Consider the following 19,990-nt stretch of genomic DNA (forward strand, 5'->3'; position numbering starts at 1 on the left):
GGTTATCTGAGAGGTCGTTCACATAAAACCCAGCTAAAAAACTGGCACCTGTTTTGCAATCCTGACGCTAACGGCCACCTGTAAAAAATAACGGGAAAGTTAAAGCGTTATGCGAAAACATAATCTGAAGTTACTGCTGTTTATCTGTTCGATTGCCTCACTCAGTGGCGTCATTCTTGGCTATGACGCCTCGGTGATTTCCGGAGTGATAGAACCGTTAACAGAACATCTGGCTTTATCGCCGTGGCAAAGTGGCTGGGCTGTTTCAAATGTGATCCTCGGGTGTGTGGCGGGAGCCTGGTGCGTCGGCGCGCTCTCTGACCGGATCGGTCGTAAGCCGACGCTGGTGATCACCGCCCTTTTATTTACGCTGTCAGCGGTGGGGTCTGCGCTGGCCGATACCCTGACCCAGTTTGTACTTTACCGGCTGATCGGCGGGCTGGCCGTCGGCATGGCCTCGGCGATTACGCCGCTCTACATTGCTGAGATCTCACCGAAAGACTGGCGCGGCCGGATGCTTGGCCTGCAGCAGATGCTGATGGTGGGCGGGCAGGTGACGGTCTATGTGGTCAACTATCTTATCGCCCGCGGCATGTCCCATGCGTGGATCGTCAGCGAGGGCTGGCGCTGGATGCTGGCGTCCGGCGTGGTGCCTTGCCTGCTGTTTCTGGCACTGGTGCCGTTCATGCCGGAATCACCGCGCTGGCTGGCGCTGAACGGTAAACGCGATCGGGCCCTGGCGGTGCTGACACGTTTATCGACGCCGCAACATGCTGCCCGCCTGCTGGCAGAAATCAGCGCTTCCGCCGCCAGCCACGGTGATGGTCATGCCCGCACCGGCTTGCTGCGGGATGCCCGGGCGCGCTATATCCTGCTGATTGGGTGTGCCATCGCCATCCTGCAGCAGATCTCCGGCATCAATATCCTGCTCTATTACGCACCGTCGCTGCTGCAGAACATCTCCTCCGACACCCAAACCTCCCTGTTCCACAGCATTTTTCTGGGAGTGGCGCTGCTGGCCGGTGTGGCCTTTTGCCTCAATGCGGTCGATCGCTGGGGCCGGACCCGCTTACTGCGCTGGGGGGCGCTGGGCTGTGCGCTCTGCCTGATGATGACCAGCTGGGCCTTTATTGCCCAGACCGGCGGGCTGCTGCCGGTGATCGGCCTGGTGGCGTTTGTGCTGATTTTCGGCATGTCGTGGAGCCTGGGCGCCTGGTTACTGATCTCGGAAATCTTTCCCAACCGAATCCGCGCCGTCGCAATGGGTTACGCCTTCTCGTCCATGTATCTGGCCAATTTTATTGTCACTCAGAGCTTCCCGATGATGAATCGCAGCAGCCTGTTGATGACCCACTTCCACGGCGCGTTTCCACTGATGCTGTGCACCGTCGGCTGCCTGGTGGCCTTCTGGTTCGTACAGCGTTTTCTGCCGGAAACCCGCGGCGTCTCGCTGGAGCATATTGAGCCGCTGATGTTATCCAAATCCCGTCGCTTTGCCGCTGAGGCACAGCAGACCTCTGAACCCTCTATCCAGCCTGACTGGGCAAACAATAAATAAACAGGAGCTGTTATGAATCATAAAACTGTGCGTGTGGGATTGATCGGCGCAGGCCGAATGGGCAGTTTCCATGCGGAGAATCTGGCACTGCGGGTGCCAGGGGCTAAGCTGACGGCGGTCGCCGATCTGCAGCCAGGTGCTGCGCAAAAGCTGGCGGACCGGCTGGGCGTGGAGAAAGCCTACACCGATTTACAGGCGTTACTGAACGACAGTGACATTGATGCGGTGGCGATTGCGACACCGGCCCGTACCCATGCAGAGCTGGTGATTGCCGCCGCGCAGGCCGGTAAGCATATCTTTTGTGAAAAACCGATGGCGGTGACGCTGGAGGAAGCTGATCGGGCGATCGCCGCGGCAAAAACGGCGGGCGTGGTGTTACAGGTCGGCTTTAACCGTCGCTTCAGTGCTGGCTTTGCTGCCGCTATCCGCGCAGTAAAAGCCGGAGAAAACGGCACCACGCAACTGAGCCGCTCGGTCACCCGCGATCCCGCGTTACGCGATCCGGCGCCGATCCCGCAGTGGACCATCTTTCTTGAAACGCTGATCCACGACTTTGACACCTTGCTGCATTTCAACCCCGGCGCACGACCGGTTGAAGTCTATGCGCTGGCGGATGCGCTGGTACGGCCCGATTTCAAAGATAAAGGGCTGCTGGATACCTCGGTGGTGACCATCCGCTTTGATAACGGGGCGATTGCCACGGCTGAAGCGAATTTCCAGGCGGTCTACGGTTATGACGTGCGCGGCGAAGTGTTTGGCAGTAAAGGCATGTTGCAGGCGGGCAATATTAATCAGGATAACTGCGTGCGCTATCACGCCGACGGTATTGCGATAGCAACTTCACGTATGGACACCGATCTGCTGCGTGACGCTTACGTGGCGGAGATGGCCGAGTTTGCACACTGCATCCTGCACGGTGAGACGCCGCGCGCCACCGGTATCGATGCGCGGAATGCGCTGGAAATTGCGCTGGCCTGTATCGCGTCGGTGCAGCAGCACAAGCCCATCCTGCTGGGAGCACGCTAATGGCCAGTTATCAGCTCTCTGTCTGTGCCGAGATGGTGTTTCTCGATCTGCCGTTTATCCACCGGGTTGAGCGCATTCATGCGCTGGGATTTGGCGTCGAGATCTGGAACTGGGCTAATAAAGATATCGATGCGCTGGTAGCGACCGGTGCGCGTTTCACCTCGATGACCGGTTATCTGAGCGGTAACCTGACGGATGAGGACCAAATCGAACCGCTGCTGCAAAGTGCTGAAACGTCGCTGGCGATTGCGGAACGGCTCAACTGCCCGAGCCTGAATCTGCACGGCACCGGACTTGATGCCAACGGCCAGGCGGTCAGACCGGTTGAGGTGGTGACCGGAACGATGTGGCTCAAAGCGTCAGAGACGCTGGGCCGACTTGCTGCTCTGGGTGAGCGAGCCGGACGCGTCTTTACCCTGGAGAACCTCAACCTGGCGGTTGATCATCCGGGGACGCCGTTTGCCCGCGCGGCGGATACCCTGGCGCTGGTCGAGGCGGTTAACAGTCCGGCGCTGAAGATGAATCTGGATCTCTATCATGCCCAGATTGGCGAGGGCAATCTGATTGAACTGATCCGCCGCTGTGGTCCGGCAATCGGTGAAATTCAGGTGGCGGATGTACCGGGACGGAAGCAGCCCGGCACCGGGGAAATCAACTACCGCGCCATTGCACGCACGCTGGCTGAAGTGGGCTATTCCGGCGTTGTTGCACTGGAAGGCTGGGCCGAGGGCGACAGCGAGACGGCGCTGAGGCAGTTCCGCGAACATTTTACCCTGTAATCGCTTCCCCGTCGGGTATTTGCCTGTTGCCCGACGGTCTATTAATAATAAAACCCTACAGGATTACCCTATGAAAACCAGACTGTTAGCGTTGTTTCTCGGTATGCTGGTCAGCGTGTCGGCCGGTGCGAAAACGCCAAAAATTGGCGTCGCACTGGCAAATTTTGACCTTAATTTTGTCTCGATCCTGCGAACTCAGATGGTCGGGGAAATCAAGACACTGAAGATGGACGGGCAGTTCGTGGATGCTAAGGGCGATGTTGCTCTTCAGGTTCAGCAGGTTGATGATTTTATCAACCAGGGTGTGGATGCCATTATTCTCAACCCGGTGGATACCCAGGGTGTGCAGCCGATGATCAAAGCCGCCCAGTCAGCAGGGATCCCGCTGGTGTTTGTTAACCGTAAACCGGAAGTCAGGTTGCCGGCAAATATGGCCTATGTGGGCTCAGATTCTGCGCTCGGCGGCGAGATGCAGATGGAAGCGCTGGCAAAAAAGATGAACTATCGCGGCAACGTCGCCATTCTGATGGGGGCTTTATCGAACGAAGAGGCGCGTGAGCGTACGCGTGCCGTAGAAGCGGTAATTGCAAAATATAAGCAGATGGCGGTGATCGAAAAACAGACCGCGCGCTGGCAGCGTAATGAAGCGGTGGATGTGGTCTCGGGCTGGTTGCTGAATCAGCGACCCATCGATGCCATCGCCGCCAATAACGATGAAATGGCGATTGGAGCAATTATGGCGCTGAATCAGGCGAAAAACAGTCATATTCTGGTGGCGGGCATTGATGGAACTCCGGATGGTCAGCAGTTTGTTAAAAACGGCAAAATGACGCTGACCATTTTTCAGGATGCAAAAGGGCAGGCGATCGGCGCGGTAAAAGTGGCAAAAGCGCTGCTGGATAAACAAAAAGTCGAAGAGCTGAACTGGATCCCTTACCAGACCATTACCCACGACAACTACACTGAATTTGCCGCGGCAAATCAGCCATAATATAAATTTAAGCTGTTGATATTAATGGTGTTTAAATCCATCGCCAGGCAACGCAGAGTTTGCCTGGCGCGTAACAAACCGTCCTGCTGTGTTAATGCCTTTCCCGCCATTCTGTCACCTTTAGTGATTCTTTATATAAGCTGCCTTATACTGTGAGCAATTAGCTTAAATTCAGTGATTTCTTAATGATTTATATAATCGATGACAGTATTACTTATAATTCAGATGATTGTACGCTGACTCATCTTCCTACTGAGGAATCTATCAGTCTGAGCATCTCTTCCGGCCGCCTTTTTGAACGCCTGCTGAATTCAGAAGGGGAAATCCTGGCGCGGGATAACCTGCTGACAGAAGTGTGGGATAAATATGGCCTGCGCGGCTCGAATAGCAACCTGAATCAGTATCTCAGTATTTTGCGGCGTGCGCTTGCGGCCTATGGCTGTGAAAATTTGATTATCACCATTCCTAAGATTGGGATACGCATAAACACAGAGATTAAGATTGAAACGCAGCCGTCACCCGCCATGCCTGTCGCGGAGCCTGAGCCCGATATTGCAGCCGAAGCATTAACGGTGGCACCGACTGAAAGCAGTCCGATAACACCTGAATCCCCACAAAATGTCATCAGTAAGCCCAGCCATTTTTCCCGTCGTGAACTCTTTTTCGTCTTTTTTTCGCTGCTTCTGCTCGCTGCCTGTGGCTATTACTGGTTTATCGTTTCGTCTGAACGATCACTGGTCTCGACAACAATAAAATTGCCTGGCGGGTGTGACGTGGTGATATTAAAGGGGGTGGACGATACTGAACGGCAGTCAATGGATAAACAGTTGCTGGAGATTATTAAAGAAAATAATCAGCCTTGTGATGCCAGTCGGCGCTTCTATTTTGATAATAACACGGCCTTTACGACCCGTAATTTTGGCCGGACGATTTTATCCTCCTGCAAGATTAACGGTCGCGGGGATATTATTTCATGTGACAACTTTTATTATCTCGACTGGAGGAACATTTGAAAAGGAGCATTGCATTTATTCTGGCGCCGGCCGCTTTGTTGCTGATGGTGACCGTTGGATTCGATTATTTCAGCTCCCGGATTGAGCCATTCCCCTTTCGCTGCTCCACCTTTACCCATTACGATCTGAGCCGAAACGAAGGAAGCCGGATAGAGTTTCAGTTAACCCAGGACTTACGCTTTGATAGTAAAAATTCTGGCTATCTTTTACTAAACGGTCAGGCCGTTGCAGATAGTAAAACCACGATTGTTAACCGCAGGATTGTCCTTTCCCGCGGCGAGAAGGTTGATTACGACACTTACCGCTACGCGATTAACGACATCGTAAGCGCTTCAACAGATACGACACCCGATGCGGTGTTCACTCTGTTGCTGGCGGAGCTGACACTGGACCCTTCTTATCTGCAGTTTGATGTTGATAAAATCGACGCACGTTCTTATCTGATTGGCGGGCCTCTCTCTTACCTGTTTACCTGCCAGCGTTACTGAGCATGAAGATCCTTTAGTGGCTTTGTCTGTTTTTCTGATAAAAAAAAGCCGCTAAAAAGCGGCAAAATCATGACAAGCATGAAACAACTGAAAAATGAACAAAGAAACGGGTATTGCCCGGCGGCTCGCCGGGCAAGGGTTAATTATGGGTCCTGAAACTGGCCAGCGTCCCGGAGAAACCAGCTATCTCTTTGTCAGTTAACGGCCCAGGTTTCGAGATTGAAAAAATCAGCAGATCATCCATATCCAGGGTGAAAATAGCCTGCCTCTGGTATTGACGAATGTTATCAGGGCGTAAAAAATCATAGCTGATTAATATCCCATTAGTGACATTATTACCCAGCACCACCGGTTCATACGGCGCCTGATGCCACTCTTTTATTTGCTTTCTTAACATGCTGAGCTGGCTTTCAATATATTCTTCTATGCTGTTGTGATTGCCCAGCCCATCCCGGGAAAGGGTAATGGGAGGCAGGCCAGATCGTTTGTCAATCAGCGTGTTGATCGTTCTTTCACTGTATCCTTCAGGTAGCGTAATAGTGCCTTCGCTAAATTTGCACATGTGATTATTCATTCGGTCCTTCCATTTTTTGGCCATTGTCTGCACGGGAAAATAACTGCTCGGCAGTAATTTCGCTGATTTTACCGTTATTCAACATAACGATTCTGTCTGCGCTGCGGATAGTTTCCGGGCGATGCGCAATAATAATACGTGTGATATTCATTTTCTTAATGGCAGTATTGATCTGCGTTTCATTATAAATATCGAGGTGACTTGTGGCTTCATCCAGCACCAGGATTTGTGGATCGCGATAGAGTGCTCTTGCCAGCAAAATACGCTGTAACTGACCACCGGAAAGAAAGGAGCCCATATCGCCGACCAGGCTTTGATAATTCATTGGCATTTTCATGATATCGCCATGAATTTGTGCCAGCCGCGCCACGCGGGTGATTTTCGCCTGGTCAGGTTCATTATCAAAGAAGCTGATGTTTTCACTGATCGAACCCGAAAAGAGAATATCATCCTGCATGACACAACCAATGCGATTGCGGTGATGTTGTAAGCCGGTCTGCTTGATATCCAGACCGCCTACGCTGATCACACCGCTTTCGGGATGTAACAGACCGAGAATAATTTTGGCCAGCGTGGTTTTACCCTGACCCGACGGCCCGACAATAGCGATACTCTCACCGGCTTTAATAGAGAGGCTGACATCGTCAATGACCCAGGATTCGGTTGGCGCATAGCGAAAGCAAATATGCTCCAGCGCGATATCGTTCGATGTCTGCGGTTCGTCATCGTGCTCGATCTGATGAGGACTGGCTTCGTCATTCGGCTCAGTTTCAGACAACACGATGTCTGACAGACGTTCTCCATGCATACGCAGCATACGGAAATCAATGATCGCATTGATCAAACCGGCACCACGGCTCATGAACTGATCTGAGAAGCTGATGAAGGCCGTAAGCATACCGGCAGAAAAGTTACCATCCAGAACCTGTAATGCCGCCAGCCACACCAGCACCACGCGGCCCACCGACGTCAGTATTCCCTGTGCGGACCCAAACAGGATATTGAGCTTCTGCATCACTATCCCTTTATTGGTGCTATCCACCAGATAATTCATATAGGCGGCGAGACGCGGAACCTGCTTGTTGTTGGTTTTCACCGCCTGGATACCGCGTAGCGTTTCCAGCAGTGAGGACTGCGTGCGCGCTGAGCTGATGATCTGCTCTTCATTGGCACGGCGCACCGGCTCGTAGGCCATGAAGCGCAAGATGCCATAAGCAATGAACAGCGCAATGACTAACCAGGCGAGTTTGGCGTTGTAGATAAACAGCATCATTACGGTGACGATCGACATCACCCCATCCAGCACGGTACTGATAAAGCGTGAAGTCAGCGTGCTTTGAATGGTATTAAGCGAACCGTAACGAGACAGAATATCGCCGACGTGACGCGATTCAAACCAGTCGAGTGGTAGCTTCAGCATGTGCTGACAGACGTTGATCGTCCACTGTACGCTGAGCTGACTGGAGAACCAGGCCATCACCCATGAGCGCAGAGCGGAAATCATGGTCTGGAACAACGCAATCATGATGAAGCCAACCCCCAACAGGGTTAACAGCGAATAGTCGGCGGAGACCAGCACCATATCCATCACCCATTGCATAAAAAAGGGTGATAACACACCAAACAGCTCCAGTGAGATTGACAGGATAAGCACCTGAACGAAAGCGGACTTCACGCCCGTCACGCTGCCGACCAGCTTCATCATTGAAATGCTGGCTTTTTCCTCTTTTACTTCAAAGGTTGAAGAGGGGATCAGTTCCAGTGCCACGCCGGTGAAGGCTTTAGAGGCTTCTTTGAATGTCAGCTCCCGAACGCCGCGCGCCGGATCGTGAAGCGTAATTTTATTGCCGCTCACTTTTTTCAGCACAACAAAATGGTTGAGCTCCCAGTGCAGAATGCAGGGCATACGCAACTTAGACAGCTCTTCCAGGTCAACGCGCAGCGCACGCGAACTCATATTCAGCTGTTGTGCCATCGAAATGACATTGGCAAGAGTGGCACCTTTGAGCGAGGTAGCAAACTTCCTGCGCAGAGTGATCATGTCGATCTCATGCCCATGATAGTTGGCAATCATGCCCAGGCAGGCGAGTCCACATTCGGTCACCTGTGACTGACGGATGACAGGCAGACGGTTAAACCATCTGAAATTAAGTTTATCTTTTAACAACACAGCACAGACCTTTTAATCAGAGCGAAATTTTGTGACCGAGCGCGAATAACGGCTCAAGGACCCACTCGTAAAGACGACGTTTATCGACGATAAAATCGGCGTCCAGCGCCATACCGGGTTTCAGCGGCTCATTTTGCATGTAGGCTTTGATAGTCTGTTTATCCAGCGCCACCAGTACCCGATATTGCTGCTCCACCGGTTAATGTTGAGACTTCCTGAGGTGTCAGTGCCGTACGTGAAACTTCGATGACTTTGCCGTATTGCTGACCGAACTTCTGGTAAGGGAAGGCTTTATAACGCAGCACGACACGTTGTCCTGCCTGGATAAAACCAATAGATTGGGTATTCACCATGATGCGGGCTACCAGTTCACTGTCACTGGGCAGGATGGCAATGGCTGACTGACCTGCATTCAGCATCTGACCGTTTTTGATCATAATCATGCCGACGTAACCGCTTTTGGGGGCACGTAATTCAAAAGAACGGCGAGCTTCGTTTTCAACCAGTGACTGACGGTTATCTGCCAGCTGTCGCTCGATATCGTTACGTTTTTTCTCGTCGTCGAGCGGCTTCTCATGCAGTTGCTGCTGCGCCTGCAGGATTTTCTGCGCAATATCCAGCAGTTGCCGCTGATATTCCTGATAGCGTGCCTGGCCGTCGAGCAGCGTTGATTCCTGCTCTTCCACCTGGCGGCTTGAGGCGTATCCCTCGTTATGCATCGCTTTCAGCTTGGTCAGCTGCAAGCGCGCCAGCTCAACCTGCTTTCTGCGATGCGCTAACTGAAGCCGCAGTTGCTCTTGCTGCAATTTCAGGCTGCTGATCGTCTCTTTCAGCCCCTGCATCTCTACGTCATGCAGTTTGCTAAGGGTTTCCAGATCCTGCTGCAGACGTTCGCGCTGCGCGGCCAGGTTTTCTGAGACCACCTGACGCGTCTGACCAAATTGCGTCGAGACTTCAGATGAGAGCACCATCAGCACATCGCCTTTCTCTACGCGCTGGCCTTCTTTTACCGGGATATCGATAACGGTCGCGCTGACCGGAGGCGGAATAATCAACATGCCGTTTTTCGGTAATAACTCGCCGGTAGACGATTCATATTTGGTGTAGCTGCCAAAAATAAAGAAAAGTGTGGTCGCTGCAGTAATCACCACGACGATGGAAATAACCAGCCATCGGTAAGGTGGACAATAAAGTGCGACGGTACCCAGACTGCCGCGATTAGCAGCATCAAGTGCTTCCTGGCGAAAAAGTGACTGTTCCATTTAACTATTCATCATATGTAAGTGGGTTAACGGCACTGAAAGAAATTCAGCATGTCGATTGATAACGATCCGGTGCTGAGTGCCAGATTAAGCAGGGCGGTTAAATAATTCAGCCGTGCTTCAGCCTGATCTTTCAGCGCGCTGTAATATTTTTGTTGGGCATCCATTTCATCATTGACCGTACGAAAGCCCATTTCGCGCCCATACTTAACCGAGACGACTTTTTCGCGCGCCGAAGAAACCGCATTTTTTTCCGCATCAATAAGCGCCTTGCCATTTTTGAGGCTCAGCCAGGCAGAACGGGTGTCCTGAACCGCTTTGCGTTGCGCTTCGATGGTGCTGTACCTGGAGGCCTCGCGGCGATAAGACGCTTCAAATGATTGTGACAGCTGACTGCCGCCGGCAAAGAGCGGAACGGAGACATTTACGCCGTATTGCAGGTTATTACTTTTCGAGTTGGTGCCGAAAATTGCATCGTAAAGGAAGTTCTGGTCGTTATCGTTGCGGCTCCAGTTTTTGCCATAACTGGCATAAAGCGACACCACAGGCATGTGAGCAGCATCGGCAGCCAGCACATCGGCATCGGCCTGGTCGTGCTGGAACATCGCAACTTTGATATCGGTGTTGCGCTGCTGACTGGCGCTGATCGCTTCGGTTAGCGTGGAGTAGGGCGTTGAATTAAGGCACTGAAAATTAACCGGCTCCAGCGTATCCGGATTGACGCCGGATAATCGGCGAACCGCTTCACCGGCAAGCAGTAACTGATTGCTGGCTTCAATTTCTTTGGCCTGAGCGATGGCATAGTTCGCTTTCGCCTCATCAACTTCTGTACGCGTATTTTGCCCGTTACTCAAACCTGCCTGAAGCTTGTCCATTTGCTGTTTGAAGTTATGGCTAGCGGCCTGTGCGGCCTGTAAGACTTCCTGCTGATAGAGCACGGTAAAATAAGCATTGGCAACGGTACCCAGCAGTTTTTCCTCTGCCTGACGTGCCTGTGCTTCGGCGGTGTTGGCAATCGCGATACCTTTACGCCAGCCCGCATACTTACTCATATCAAACAACGGTTGCCTGACTCGGACATCATAGTTATGCGAAGTGACGCCGCTCTGGTATTTCTTATCCGGTTGCTCCTGGCGATCCCAGCTTCCTTCAAGCGTGAGAGTCGGCAACATTCCTGACATTCCCTGCCAGTATTTTTGTTTATCTGCTTCGCTGGTTTGCTTACTCGCCTGTAAAGCCGAGTCATAATTTAATGCGGCCTGTGCAGCCTGCTGCAGATTTGTGGCATGCACATAAACAGGCATACACATAAACATCAGCATGAGTTTATTTAATTTATGGATTTTCATGTTTTTCGCTGTTTCAAAAAATTAAATGCCTGGGTTAAATTAATTCCTGGGCAAAAACATACTTTATTAGATCTGTATTTGAGTGCAGCTGTAGCTTGCGCATCGCGTTATATTTTTGCGTTGCGATGGTGCTGACGCTGCGCTTACGTATTTTGGCGATATCCATCAGGCTGTAGCCCATCGCGAATAAACGGATGATTTCATTCTCTGAGGGAGACAACAGACTGTTTGTTTTGCTGGCTTGGGTATCAAGTGCCAGGTGTTTCATTTTTTCTGAATAATAAACCCCTTTGTTGGCTGAATATATCCATCGAAAAGCCTCAATCAGCTGCCTGCGATCGTCACGTTTACTGATAATGCCCTTGATAGGAATTTGCAATACTTTATTCAGAATAGCCTGACTGGTCTGAGCGGTGAAGATAATAATATTAAGGTCAGGCAACTTCTTATGAATCTCCTCAATTTTATTGACGCCGTTCAAATCATAACGCTCAAAGCTAAAGTTAAAGTCTGTAATGAGTATGTCTGGGGCATCCTCCTTAAGGTTTAATAGTAAATCCTCTTTATCAACCGGATAAGCGTTAATTTCGTGCTGAACGAATTCGGTTGATAAAATTGACTGGACTGAGTAAATAATGAAAGGGCTCTCATCAGATACACCAATCCGTAGCGTATTTTTTCTTTGGGGCAAATCCACTGACGAATCCTTTGATCAGTTAGAGATGATTGAAATGGCAGGGCTCCGAAGAGCCTTGCCGGTGTTTTACTGATAACTCAACGTGTAAGTTGCTACTGCATCCGCCGTTCCCGGGCTCACTTTCTCAGCAGTCTGATAATAACGTGCATATAAAGGCACAGTAATTAACGCAGCAGACAAAGGATAGGAGGCAACGTTAAAGGGTGACGCCAGCGCAACGGGTTGCTGATTTTCATTCAGTATCTGAACGCCAACGCCGGTCGCGGTTGAGGTTGTATTCAGTGCAACGACACCTGCATCTGACAAACCGCTGACCGCATCGCCGTCGAACTGCATCATGACTTCAAAGGTGCCTGATAGCAGTGATTCACAGTTCAGCTGAATATCAAAAGGAATCGGATTACTGGTCTGTCCAATGCCAGCACCTAACCCGCCACTTTTACTGACTGAATAACTGCCCAGTGGCACCTGCTGGGTAGTATTTCCGGCCACAGAACAGGTTTCATCTTTTACCGTAATCGCATTATTCCTGAGGTTGCTGGCGATGAAAGCTTCATCACTTCCCGTTACTAACGATCCGATCTGAAATAAGTTCAACGTCGTACGTGGTGCTGCGGTCAGTGAGGAGGAGGTACGCACGATCTTATAAGGCACATTCAGCGTAAACTCGGTGTAGTTATTCAGTACTCCGCCGGTTGTGATACCCGCATACTTGTCAACCATCTGTCCGGTGGCGATAGTCCCTGCTTCGTTGGAATATTCACCCCCATAACCCAGGTATAACGTTAACCCATAACCCAGCGAACCCTCGGCGATTGACAGCCGTTTAAAATAAACTTCTGTGCTAAGCCCCTCCTCGGGCCATGTCGTGAGAATATTAATACCGCACTGTACATCAACTGTTGCACTGCCTTCATAAACGACTGTACCGATGGGGACAGCCGATGAGAGGGTAATCCCCAGCGTTCTCAAATCGATTGCGGCTGTGGTGAACGGCGCTTTACAGGTTAATTTTATATCATCAGCAGCGCGGGCACCGGTTGCGGTAACGACAACAATATTGATTGCCAGCATAACCAGAGCCAATACGCTCGTTAATTTTTTTAAAATATTAAAAAATATCATAATAGTTCACCCAATTAACCCTGGCTGTCATTGTCGTTTATGCTAGTTGAAACATAACGAACAGGTTGATTCTGATCGCTGTTACATGTCGTGGTTAGCCTTGCCAGCGATTTATTTTCACTCGCCTGCACTGCGCCTGATTCAAGGTTCACCAGACAATTATCCGTCGGTGCTTTACCCCATGACACATGCAGACGGCTGACATCTTTATTCAACCTGACGTAAATTTGGCCGCCTTGTGAAACGGTTGTTATCAGATTGCCATTTTCATCATTAACTGATGCTCCAAATGGCAGCGCGTTACCGTTCGGCTGATTAGCGCGAATCAACAGTGGCTTACCTTTCGTTGTTTTATAGTCAAGTCTGACTACCGCGCCCTCAACAGGAATGATGCGTTGTTGAGTTGCTTCCAGTTCGACATCAAGCGGAATACCTTTCGGATCTATTGCCAGTTCGTTTATCCGGTAAGGGTTAAGATTTGGCACAATGGCCCTTCCACTGCTGTTAAGCACAATGTTCGGATAACCCAGTACCCGCGCACCGCCGGCATCTTCTGCGCTTACCACGGCATAGGTAGATGACTGATAAGCGCTGAACGTCAGACTGTCCGGTAACGCTACGATAGTGCCGCTGGCGCCACCTGATGCTGAATAGTAGTTTTCACCCTTGGTATAAGATGCTGTCAACGTGCTGTAAGGAGAACGGTATTGTCCGCCAATCGAGCCCGATTTATTGTTATCAATATCACGCGCGACACCAACGTTATAGTTAAATTGGTTTTGCTCGCCTAAAACGCCATTAACTCCCGTTTGGGCGTTGACCCCATCTTTAGTATGGGTCGCACTTCCCGTTAAATTGTGCCTGTTATCGCTGCCTAAAGGCACTGAGAAGTCGAGTGATAATTGTGTATCGTGTCCGCCGGTTGAATATAATAATCGGTTCGCGGAAATTGTATAGGATACTCGCCCAATTGTATTATTGTACCCCAGCTGAAATTGAGTGTTGGTACCGGTATCATTCCAGTAGTTTTGAACGAAACCAGTAAGATAGAGACTCCCAAATGAATCTCCAAAATTTTGGCTGGCGGTCATTGAAAAACGTTGCTTAGGACGTGAAAGATAATTGACAGTGCCATTTCTGCCATTCTTTTTATAATAGTTGTTAATTTGCAATGCGTTATCAAAGCTGTAATAGCCAGATGAGGAGAATCGGTAGGCTGCCAGGGTAAAGTTAGTATTCGTTTGAGAGACTTTCTTACTGTAGGTCGCCCGGTAACTGACACCCTGTTTCTTTTCATCACCATATTTTGTTTGTGCACCGGTGATGTCCAGAGAAATGGCGCCAATCGGAAAACCAAACGCACCACCCAGTAACACGGACGTATAGTTATCTGATCCCAGAATACCGGAATAACCGGTCAGACTATTAGTGAAGCCATGCTGGATGGTGCCCTGATACACCGAAGGGGTGTAAACCATATTATCGCGTCGCGATACGCCGCCGGTCAGGGAATAGTAGGTCATGCCTGGGCGTTTCAATCGCGCCATGGCTGCGTAAGGCACCGAGAAACGCGTTTCACTGCCGTCAGCTTCTTTTACTGTGACGTCTAAATCACCGCCGTAACCAGTAGGATAGAGATCGGTAATGTTAAACGCGCCAGGTGAGACGGTCGTTTCGTAAATTTTGTTGCCGTTCTGGCTCACTGTGACCTGAGCATTCGTCCGGGCTACACCACGGATTTCTGGTGCATAACCCCGTTGTGAATCGGGCCACATCTGCTCAACTGTTGAAATCTGGGCGCCACGAAAGGAAAGAGTATCGAAGATTTCACCACTGGTATTGCCTTCACCTAACAGTAAACGCGATTTCAGTTGTGGAATGTCACGCTGTACGTAGGTGTTGATGTCGTCATAATGATGATCTTCGCGCCCCTGCTGACGCCGCCAGCTGAGTGCGCCATCGTGACGGAACATCCAGCCACCCAGGTTGAAGCCCGCCAGCGCCCGGCCATAAAAAGAATCATATTCACGACCGCCGCTATAAACAGAGCGATAATAGTTAGTGTTATAATTAAGAGTAAGCGCCGTTTCACCTTTATCCCAGAACTCAGGTGCAACATAGCCGCGCGCAGAACGCAGAAGATAGATTTGCGGAATGGAAATATCCATTTGCATATCTGCGCTATTTATTGCAGCATTACTATTATCGATAACGTCTTCCAGTGCCAGGCACTGTTTTCCGGCGCGTAATTCTTCTGCTTGTTGCGAATTAAAAACGCTGTCTTTAATTGACAGGTTTTTTACAAGCTCGTAGGAAAGGCAGGCTTTAGTCTCGTTTCCTTCACGTACGACACGAACGTTGTCGCGGCTGACCTGACGGCCATTAAGAAAAATATCTAATGTGTAAATACCTGGGTCAATTGGGTTACCATTTGCATAACGAGACACATCAACTTTCACCCCTGGCAAATGTTTTACAAAGGATTCGTCGAAGTCATAATTATCCTCAGCCAGTGCTGGGGTTGTTACAGCGGTAAGAAAAAGCGCTAAAAAAGAGCGACAAAAATGTCTGCCCGCTGGTTTATTTACAGAGACTGTCCTTGCCATCATAGTTACCCTTAATTATCACTACCAAAATTATTGGCTGATCAGGCCTTCTGCATCCCGTGCTGCGCCAAAATCATCCAGAAACTGGTAATGGAATGACGATTTTATTTGATTTACGTTAGCCCCTTTCAGGGTGAAATCTTTACTTCCGCCTGGGGCCAGCATGTCTCCCTTTTCACTTACTACTTTATGACCAGCAGTATCTTCTGCTGTAATTAGTGCCACATTAACGTAATAGGGGGAGTTATTAATTGCAGTTAATTGATTGCTTTTATTACCTTTACGCCAAACCAGTGCAGTCGCAGCCTCTGCTGCATCTTTGGAGTTGAGCGTAGTGGGACGATAGAAAAGTTTGATGCGGCTCCTTATAGCCATTTGCAGTTGGTTTTTATTCGCGAGACTTTTATCCTTCGGTGGGATATCCAGTACGTTTAGCCAGAATATTGATTCTTTATCTGTGGGGAGGTTACTGCCGGTATAAACAATTCGTAAGGTTTGCCCTTTATTGGCTTCCATGCGAAAAACCGGGGGTAATAAAACAAAGGGAACGTTGATCTTATCCAGTGGCTGATTAGGATCACCAGCATCAATCCATGACTGGACCAGAGCAGGCCGATCGCCGCGATTATCCAATCGTACCGTTACTTCTTTTTCTGAAGCAGGGTAAACAACCCGGGTGCCGATGATAGTGACACTGGCAAGAGCTGGCGTGGAAAAAACGCACGCAAGCAGCAATGATGCTATGAAGTTAACGCTTTTTTTTTTCATAATATTACTGGATTTAACAAAGAGGAAAAGAGGTGGGAAGACGGTGTCTCCCCACCATAATCAATTAGAGGTAATTGATTGAGTAAGTTACAGATGAAGCAACGGTACCTGAAGTTGCAGCAGCGGTAGCGAAGTACTCAGCGGCATAAGTCAGCGTTGCTGCACCGGCTGCCAGTGTTGCAGTCACTGGTGAAGTTGTCTGAGCGGTGCTGCCCGCGTTCAGAGCATTGCTTGCGTTATCCAGCAGCTGCAGTTCAACGTTTTCTGCAGTACCGGTGTTGTTCAGACGGCCATTGGCGTTAACGTTAGAGCCTTGTTCAAAATAAGCATAAACGTCACCAGTCTGAGTAGAGCAATCGCTCAGATCGATAGTGAAGCGGGTGCTTCCAGCGGTCTGTCCTGAAGTTTTCAGCAGGCTTGAAGAGACGGTTGGCAATACTACGGTACCGGTGCTGGTGCCGCCGTTGACGCTAACAGTACAAGTCTGGCTTTCGATCTGACCGGTGAAATTGATGGTGCCATCAGATGCTTCAGCTGCATTAACCTGAGCGGCTGCCAGCAGCAGACCGAGAGAAATCATAGAAACCTTTTTCATATACTTTCCTTTGTATAAAAAATAAAAAGATGAACTGCATTAACAATGAGTGATTGCTATTGGTTGCAATCACTCACATCGGATTTACAGAAGGAGATCACTCCGCCCGTAACTTAAAAAGCAAACAGGCCAAAGGCGACTGCTGCGACAACACTTACAATGCCCATGCCAAAGGCCTGGCCACTAATTGGATTGGCCGCCGGAACTTCTTCCGGACGCGTCCATTCGGTGGTCTCTTCCTGAGAGGAAGCGTTTATGCTTTTAAAAAAGTCGAGGATCAACGAGGTTAATGAGCCGCCGCTGACATTTTGAATCTCACTCTCTTTTAATTCGCGCATGATTTACCTTAAACAGAAACAGGTTTAACGTTGAGATCAAACTGATTTTCTGTAACCTGGTTGAACCAGGCAGCAGTTGTATCCCAGCCATTCATTGCACCGTACAGTGCACCATCAACCAGGCCAAGAACGCCACCAACGATAAAACCAACGCCAGCAGAGATAATACCTAAGCCCAAGACACCACCAGTGCCGCCACCGCTTATGCCCCATTTAAGGCCAAATGCAGTCAGACCAGTAGCAGAACCCACCACTACGGCACCAATAAAATCAAAAAAACCAGCACCAGAAACGTTCTGAACTTCAAAAGATGTTAACTCTCTCACTTATTTATCTCCCTAATATTAATTGTTGCTGCTGTATCAACTGAGCTGCGCTATTAAATGGATTAATCCGAACGAATTAAATAGTAAAGTATCCATAATTTGTTTTTTCGTTTGCAAATTAGATGAAACTCCAGATGTTCGATTACAAATATTTAACGTGCATTGTAATGCTGCGACAATAATTTCTTTTTTGTATGAAGTTAAAAATTCCCATCACTGCCTGGCTTTTTAATCTTTAGTGTTATTTAAGAATTAAATTAATAGCTGAGGATCATGTAGCGCTGCCTCATTCGGCAAGCTGAATAAATGTATCAGTAGCCGGACGACCAGAGCCTGTCCGCCTGGCTGGCTATATTCCGCCTCTCTTACAGAAAGAGGGCAGATAAGCCTCTCACTCTATTTCTGGAACTAAAACCTATTTAGTGGCTAAAAAATAGAATAAAAAACTATTTATTGAGCATTTTTATATTTAATTGTCTGTTTTGGCACTGGCGTGATTAAATTTACTGGCACTGAGCTGATGTGAGGAGTCAATTTTTTTAGCGAGTATTAACATTGATTCCAAAATTGAGTTTCATATTTTATTTGTGCTTTTTAGATCATGTTAATGTGAAATTCATTGTTTCAATTCCGGTGTGGATAACATTAGTTATCATATGGATATGTAAAAACCAATTTTTAGGAAAAAAGTTATAACGCAATCAGGATGTCTCTGTTTGGTGGATATATGATCTGATAAATAAGTTTTTAGCAGTGTATGGTGTGGTTGTTTTCGTTGTTGCTGGATTTTAATCCTACCTTTTCGCTGGTTTGTGGGATTGAATTTTACTGTGCTGATTTTATTATAGCGAAACCGATAATACTCTTATCCCTTACTGAGGCTTTAGAGGGGTAAATAGCTATAGAAATCGCTTCACCAGGAACAAGCAAAGAGAACAGCGCAGACTGGTTTTTTTATAATTTAAATAGTGATCACGGGCTGTCCAGTATCGCCTTGTGAATCAATTGGATTGAGTTAATCGATATGTATAGAGTGACTGAAAATCATGAGCGAATCATCGATGCATTAGCGGGTTACACCCAAATTGCTAATCCCGATGAGATATCGCGTGGAAAGCGCCGCTATCATTTGACAAAAGACAATGTTCGCCGGGTAATGTTTATTCTGGACGGCGATTTTTTGCTAAAACTAAAAGGAGAAAATAAGGTCCTTAACATCCTTTCAGCACCTGCCGTGGTCGGCGTGACACCCGCACTGGATGAACCACCGATCTATCTTGAAAGGGTTGATTATGGGAAAGTCAGCTTTATCGACTATGAAAAGTTCTGGATGTTGATTTTTGAAAAGAATCTGTTTAATGATGCAATGTCTATTCTCTCCGGTCAGTATTCTGACCTGATGAATTATATTCAGTTGCCTAAAAGCAACTCTTACGATGAGGTGCTGTCATTAATCGGTCGCTGGAAAAAACTGCCGCCACACCTGAAAAGACGATTTTCAGCACTCTACTTAATTGAGCACAGCTCGCATCTTTCCAAGAGCTCCATCTGCCGGGTCTTAAAGGATTTGAAAGAGAAAGGTGAACTGGAGCTGGTTAACGGTAAATTTACCTAGCAGGAAAGTTTCATGCTCGGAAATCTGGATGTTAAAGGGAAAAACATGGATGTTAAGATCATATGCAAGGATGATAACTATTATTTTAAATTTGGTATATCTGAGCTGATAAAAGAAGCATTTCTCTTCAGCGCCAACGTGGGGTTTTTAAACGGTTTTGATAGTGAGAATCTGACAAAAGCGGACATAATCATCATCAATGTTTCGCAATGGCGACTCTATATGTGTCAGCCAGCCTATCAATACAGAAAAAAAGGCAGCATATTGTTGGTCTTTACCGATCAGCCTGACAAAATTATTCCTGAAGAACTGCCGGTCTGCTATCAGTCATTAACCGTGATTGCATGGACAGAATCAGTAAAAAACATCAGGGATAAGATAACCAAAGCCTGGCTGCTTGCGCATGACGAAAATAAAAACGGCTACCAGCCATCCGATTGCTCAAGATGCCATTTTTCCCGGATTTCCCTGGTGCAGCTGCAGGTGATGAGTTTTTTGAAGAAAGGGAACAATGTCCGGCATACGGCAAAGTTCCTCGGGCTTTCAACTAAAACGGTATACGCTCACAAGTATAATGTAATGAAAAAGTTTGATATTAAGGGTGATTATGAGTTCCACTCTTTTCTCAACTCAATTTCATTAATTGAATTATATAAGGGTGTGATAAACGATGAGTAGAGGGCAGGGCGATGAGATGCGAGTCAGCCTGT

General features: G+C 48.6%; 20 protein-coding genes. 8 read left to right on the plus strand and 12 right to left on the minus strand.

Going from position 1 to position 19,990, the window contains the following annotated elements:
- Positions 1 to 109: 109 nt before the first annotated feature.
- The 6 genes from ACX3P5_RS20190 (at position 110) to ACX3P5_RS20215 (ending at position 5,855) form a co-directional block, all read left to right on the plus strand.
- Positions 110 to 1,558, plus strand: coding sequence for a sugar porter family MFS transporter (locus tag ACX3P5_RS20190; protein ID WP_336757105.1), 1,449 nt, complete (start codon positions 110 to 112; stop codon positions 1,556 to 1,558).
- A gap of 12 nt (positions 1,559 to 1,570) precedes the next feature.
- Entirely contained in the window at positions 1,571 to 2,584 is a 1,014-nt protein-coding gene (locus tag ACX3P5_RS20195; protein ID WP_233988832.1) for a Gfo/Idh/MocA family oxidoreductase, read from the plus strand.
- Entirely contained in the window at positions 2,584 to 3,363 is a 780-nt protein-coding gene (locus tag ACX3P5_RS20200) for a TIM barrel protein (protein ID WP_458969253.1), read from the plus strand. The genes ACX3P5_RS20195 and ACX3P5_RS20200 overlap by 1 nt, the downstream gene beginning before the upstream one ends.
- A 70-nt stretch (positions 3,364 to 3,433) precedes the next feature.
- Entirely contained in the window at positions 3,434 to 4,354 is a 921-nt protein-coding gene (locus tag ACX3P5_RS20205) for a substrate-binding domain-containing protein (RefSeq protein WP_233988830.1), read from the plus strand.
- Between the two features lie 185 nt (positions 4,355 to 4,539).
- Positions 4,540 to 5,367: a winged helix-turn-helix domain-containing protein gene (locus ACX3P5_RS20210; RefSeq protein ID WP_458969254.1), complete on the plus strand. Its 828-nt coding sequence runs from the start codon at positions 4,540 to 4,542 to the stop codon at positions 5,365 to 5,367.
- The gene (locus ACX3P5_RS20215) at positions 5,364 to 5,855 is read left to right on the plus strand and encodes a FidL-like protein (RefSeq protein ID WP_233988828.1); all 492 of its coding nucleotides are present in this window, start codon (positions 5,364 to 5,366) and stop codon (positions 5,853 to 5,855) included. Before ACX3P5_RS20210 ends, ACX3P5_RS20215 begins: the two co-directional genes overlap by 4 nt.
- A 139-nt stretch (positions 5,856 to 5,994) precedes the next feature.
- On the opposite strand, the gene ACX3P5_RS20220 is transcribed toward ACX3P5_RS20215, so the two are convergent.
- The 12 genes from ACX3P5_RS20220 to ACX3P5_RS20275 form a co-directional block, all read right to left on the minus strand.
- Positions 5,995 to 6,429, minus strand: coding sequence for a DcrB-related protein (locus tag ACX3P5_RS20220; protein WP_233988827.1), 435 nt, complete (start codon positions 6,427 to 6,429; stop codon positions 5,995 to 5,997).
- Positions 6,422 to 8,599 carry a peptidase domain-containing ABC transporter gene (locus tag ACX3P5_RS20225; protein ID WP_233988826.1) on the minus strand — a complete coding sequence of 726 codons (2,178 nt, stop codon included), beginning with the start codon at positions 8,597 to 8,599 and terminating at the stop codon, positions 6,422 to 6,424. Before ACX3P5_RS20225 ends, ACX3P5_RS20220 begins: the two co-directional genes overlap by 8 nt.
- Before the next feature lie 16 nt (positions 8,600 to 8,615).
- On the minus strand, positions 8,616 to 8,795 hold the full coding sequence (locus ACX3P5_RS20230) for a hypothetical protein (RefSeq protein ID WP_458969255.1): 180 nt from the start codon (positions 8,793 to 8,795) through the stop codon (positions 8,616 to 8,618).
- Positions 8,758 to 9,861 (minus strand): HlyD family secretion protein, encoded by a 1,104-nt coding sequence (locus tag ACX3P5_RS20235; protein ID WP_458969256.1) that lies wholly within the window; start codon positions 9,859 to 9,861, stop codon positions 8,758 to 8,760. The genes ACX3P5_RS20230 and ACX3P5_RS20235 overlap by 38 nt, the downstream gene beginning before the upstream one ends.
- A 26-nt stretch (positions 9,862 to 9,887) precedes the next feature.
- On the minus strand, positions 9,888 to 11,210 hold the full coding sequence (locus ACX3P5_RS20240; protein ID WP_316044367.1) for a TolC family outer membrane protein: 1,323 nt from the start codon (positions 11,208 to 11,210) through the stop codon (positions 9,888 to 9,890).
- A gap of 34 nt (positions 11,211 to 11,244) precedes the next feature.
- Positions 11,245 to 11,907 (minus strand): response regulator, encoded by a 663-nt coding sequence (locus ACX3P5_RS20245; RefSeq protein ID WP_293001503.1) that lies wholly within the window; start codon positions 11,905 to 11,907, stop codon positions 11,245 to 11,247.
- Between the two features lie 66 nt (positions 11,908 to 11,973).
- The gene (locus ACX3P5_RS20250) at positions 11,974 to 13,032 is read right to left on the minus strand and encodes a fimbrial protein (RefSeq protein ID WP_458969257.1); all 1,059 of its coding nucleotides are present in this window, start codon (positions 13,030 to 13,032) and stop codon (positions 11,974 to 11,976) included.
- Positions 13,033 to 13,046: 14 nt separating this feature from the next.
- On the minus strand, positions 13,047 to 15,641 hold the full coding sequence (locus ACX3P5_RS20255; RefSeq protein ID WP_233988821.1) for a fimbria/pilus outer membrane usher protein: 2,595 nt from the start codon (positions 15,639 to 15,641) through the stop codon (positions 13,047 to 13,049).
- Between the two features lie 27 nt (positions 15,642 to 15,668).
- Positions 15,669 to 16,406, minus strand: a complete 738-nt coding sequence (locus ACX3P5_RS20260; protein ID WP_233988820.1) for a fimbrial biogenesis chaperone — start codon at positions 16,404 to 16,406, stop codon at positions 15,669 to 15,671.
- 64 nt (positions 16,407 to 16,470) lie between these two features.
- Positions 16,471 to 17,001 carry a fimbrial protein gene (locus tag ACX3P5_RS20265; RefSeq protein WP_233988819.1) on the minus strand — a complete coding sequence of 177 codons (531 nt, stop codon included), beginning with the start codon at positions 16,999 to 17,001 and terminating at the stop codon, positions 16,471 to 16,473.
- 113 nt (positions 17,002 to 17,114) lie between these two features.
- On the minus strand, positions 17,115 to 17,339 hold the full coding sequence (locus ACX3P5_RS20270; RefSeq protein WP_233988818.1) for a hypothetical protein: 225 nt from the start codon (positions 17,337 to 17,339) through the stop codon (positions 17,115 to 17,117).
- Positions 17,340 to 17,347: 8 nt separating this feature from the next.
- Positions 17,348 to 17,665, minus strand: a complete 318-nt coding sequence (locus ACX3P5_RS20275; protein WP_233988817.1) for a hypothetical protein — start codon at positions 17,663 to 17,665, stop codon at positions 17,348 to 17,350.
- Between the two features lie 1,024 nt (positions 17,666 to 18,689).
- Between ACX3P5_RS20275 and ACX3P5_RS20280 the strand changes: the two genes are divergently transcribed.
- Together ACX3P5_RS20280 and ACX3P5_RS20285 are read left to right on the plus strand one after the other, a co-directional pair.
- Entirely contained in the window at positions 18,690 to 19,280 is a 591-nt protein-coding gene (locus ACX3P5_RS20280; protein ID WP_233988816.1) for a helix-turn-helix domain-containing protein, read from the plus strand.
- Positions 19,281 to 19,292: 12 nt separating this feature from the next.
- A complete protein-coding gene (locus ACX3P5_RS20285; RefSeq protein WP_458969258.1) occupies positions 19,293 to 19,958 on the plus strand; it encodes a LuxR C-terminal-related transcriptional regulator in 666 nt (221 codons plus the stop codon).
- Positions 19,959 to 19,990 lie beyond the last annotated feature (32 nt).

This window comes from Pantoea sp. S-LA4 (genome assembly GCF_054482835.1).

Excerpts from the sequence above, each read along its gene's own strand:
- ACX3P5_RS20190 (WP_336757105.1), top strand. The coding sequence starts at position 110 with ATGCGAAAACATAATCTGAAGTTACTGCTGTTTATCTGTTCGATTGCC.
- ACX3P5_RS20195 (WP_233988832.1), top strand. The coding sequence starts at position 1,571 with ATGAATCATAAAACTGTGCGTGTGGGATTGATCGGCGCAGGCCGAATG.
- ACX3P5_RS20200 (WP_458969253.1), top strand. The coding sequence starts at position 2,584 with ATGGCCAGTTATCAGCTCTCTGTCTGTGCCGAGATGGTGTTTCTCGAT.
- ACX3P5_RS20205 (WP_233988830.1), top strand. The coding sequence starts at position 3,434 with ATGAAAACCAGACTGTTAGCGTTGTTTCTCGGTATGCTGGTCAGCGTG.
- ACX3P5_RS20210 (WP_458969254.1), top strand. The coding sequence starts at position 4,540 with ATGATTTATATAATCGATGACAGTATTACTTATAATTCAGATGATTGT.
- ACX3P5_RS20220 (WP_233988827.1), bottom strand. The coding sequence starts at position 6,429 with ATGAATAATCACATGTGCAAATTTAGCGAAGGCACTATTACGCTACCT.
- ACX3P5_RS20235 (WP_458969256.1), bottom strand. The coding sequence starts at position 9,861 with ATGGAACAGTCACTTTTTCGCCAGGAAGCACTTGATGCTGCTAATCGC.
- ACX3P5_RS20240 (WP_316044367.1), bottom strand. The coding sequence starts at position 11,210 with ATGAAAATCCATAAATTAAATAAACTCATGCTGATGTTTATGTGTATG.
- ACX3P5_RS20250 (WP_458969257.1), bottom strand. The coding sequence starts at position 13,032 with ATGATATTTTTTAATATTTTAAAAAAATTAACGAGCGTATTGGCTCTG.
- ACX3P5_RS20255 (WP_233988821.1), bottom strand. The coding sequence starts at position 15,641 with ATGATGGCAAGGACAGTCTCTGTAAATAAACCAGCGGGCAGACATTTT.
- ACX3P5_RS20260 (WP_233988820.1), bottom strand. The coding sequence starts at position 16,406 with ATGAAAAAAAAAAGCGTTAACTTCATAGCATCATTGCTGCTTGCGTGC.
- ACX3P5_RS20265 (WP_233988819.1), bottom strand. The coding sequence starts at position 17,001 with ATGAAAAAGGTTTCTATGATTTCTCTCGGTCTGCTGCTGGCAGCCGCT.
- ACX3P5_RS20270 (WP_233988818.1), bottom strand. The coding sequence starts at position 17,339 with ATGCGCGAATTAAAAGAGAGTGAGATTCAAAATGTCAGCGGCGGCTCA.
- ACX3P5_RS20280 (WP_233988816.1), top strand. The coding sequence starts at position 18,690 with ATGTATAGAGTGACTGAAAATCATGAGCGAATCATCGATGCATTAGCG.
- ACX3P5_RS20285 (WP_458969258.1), top strand. The coding sequence starts at position 19,293 with ATGCTCGGAAATCTGGATGTTAAAGGGAAAAACATGGATGTTAAGATC.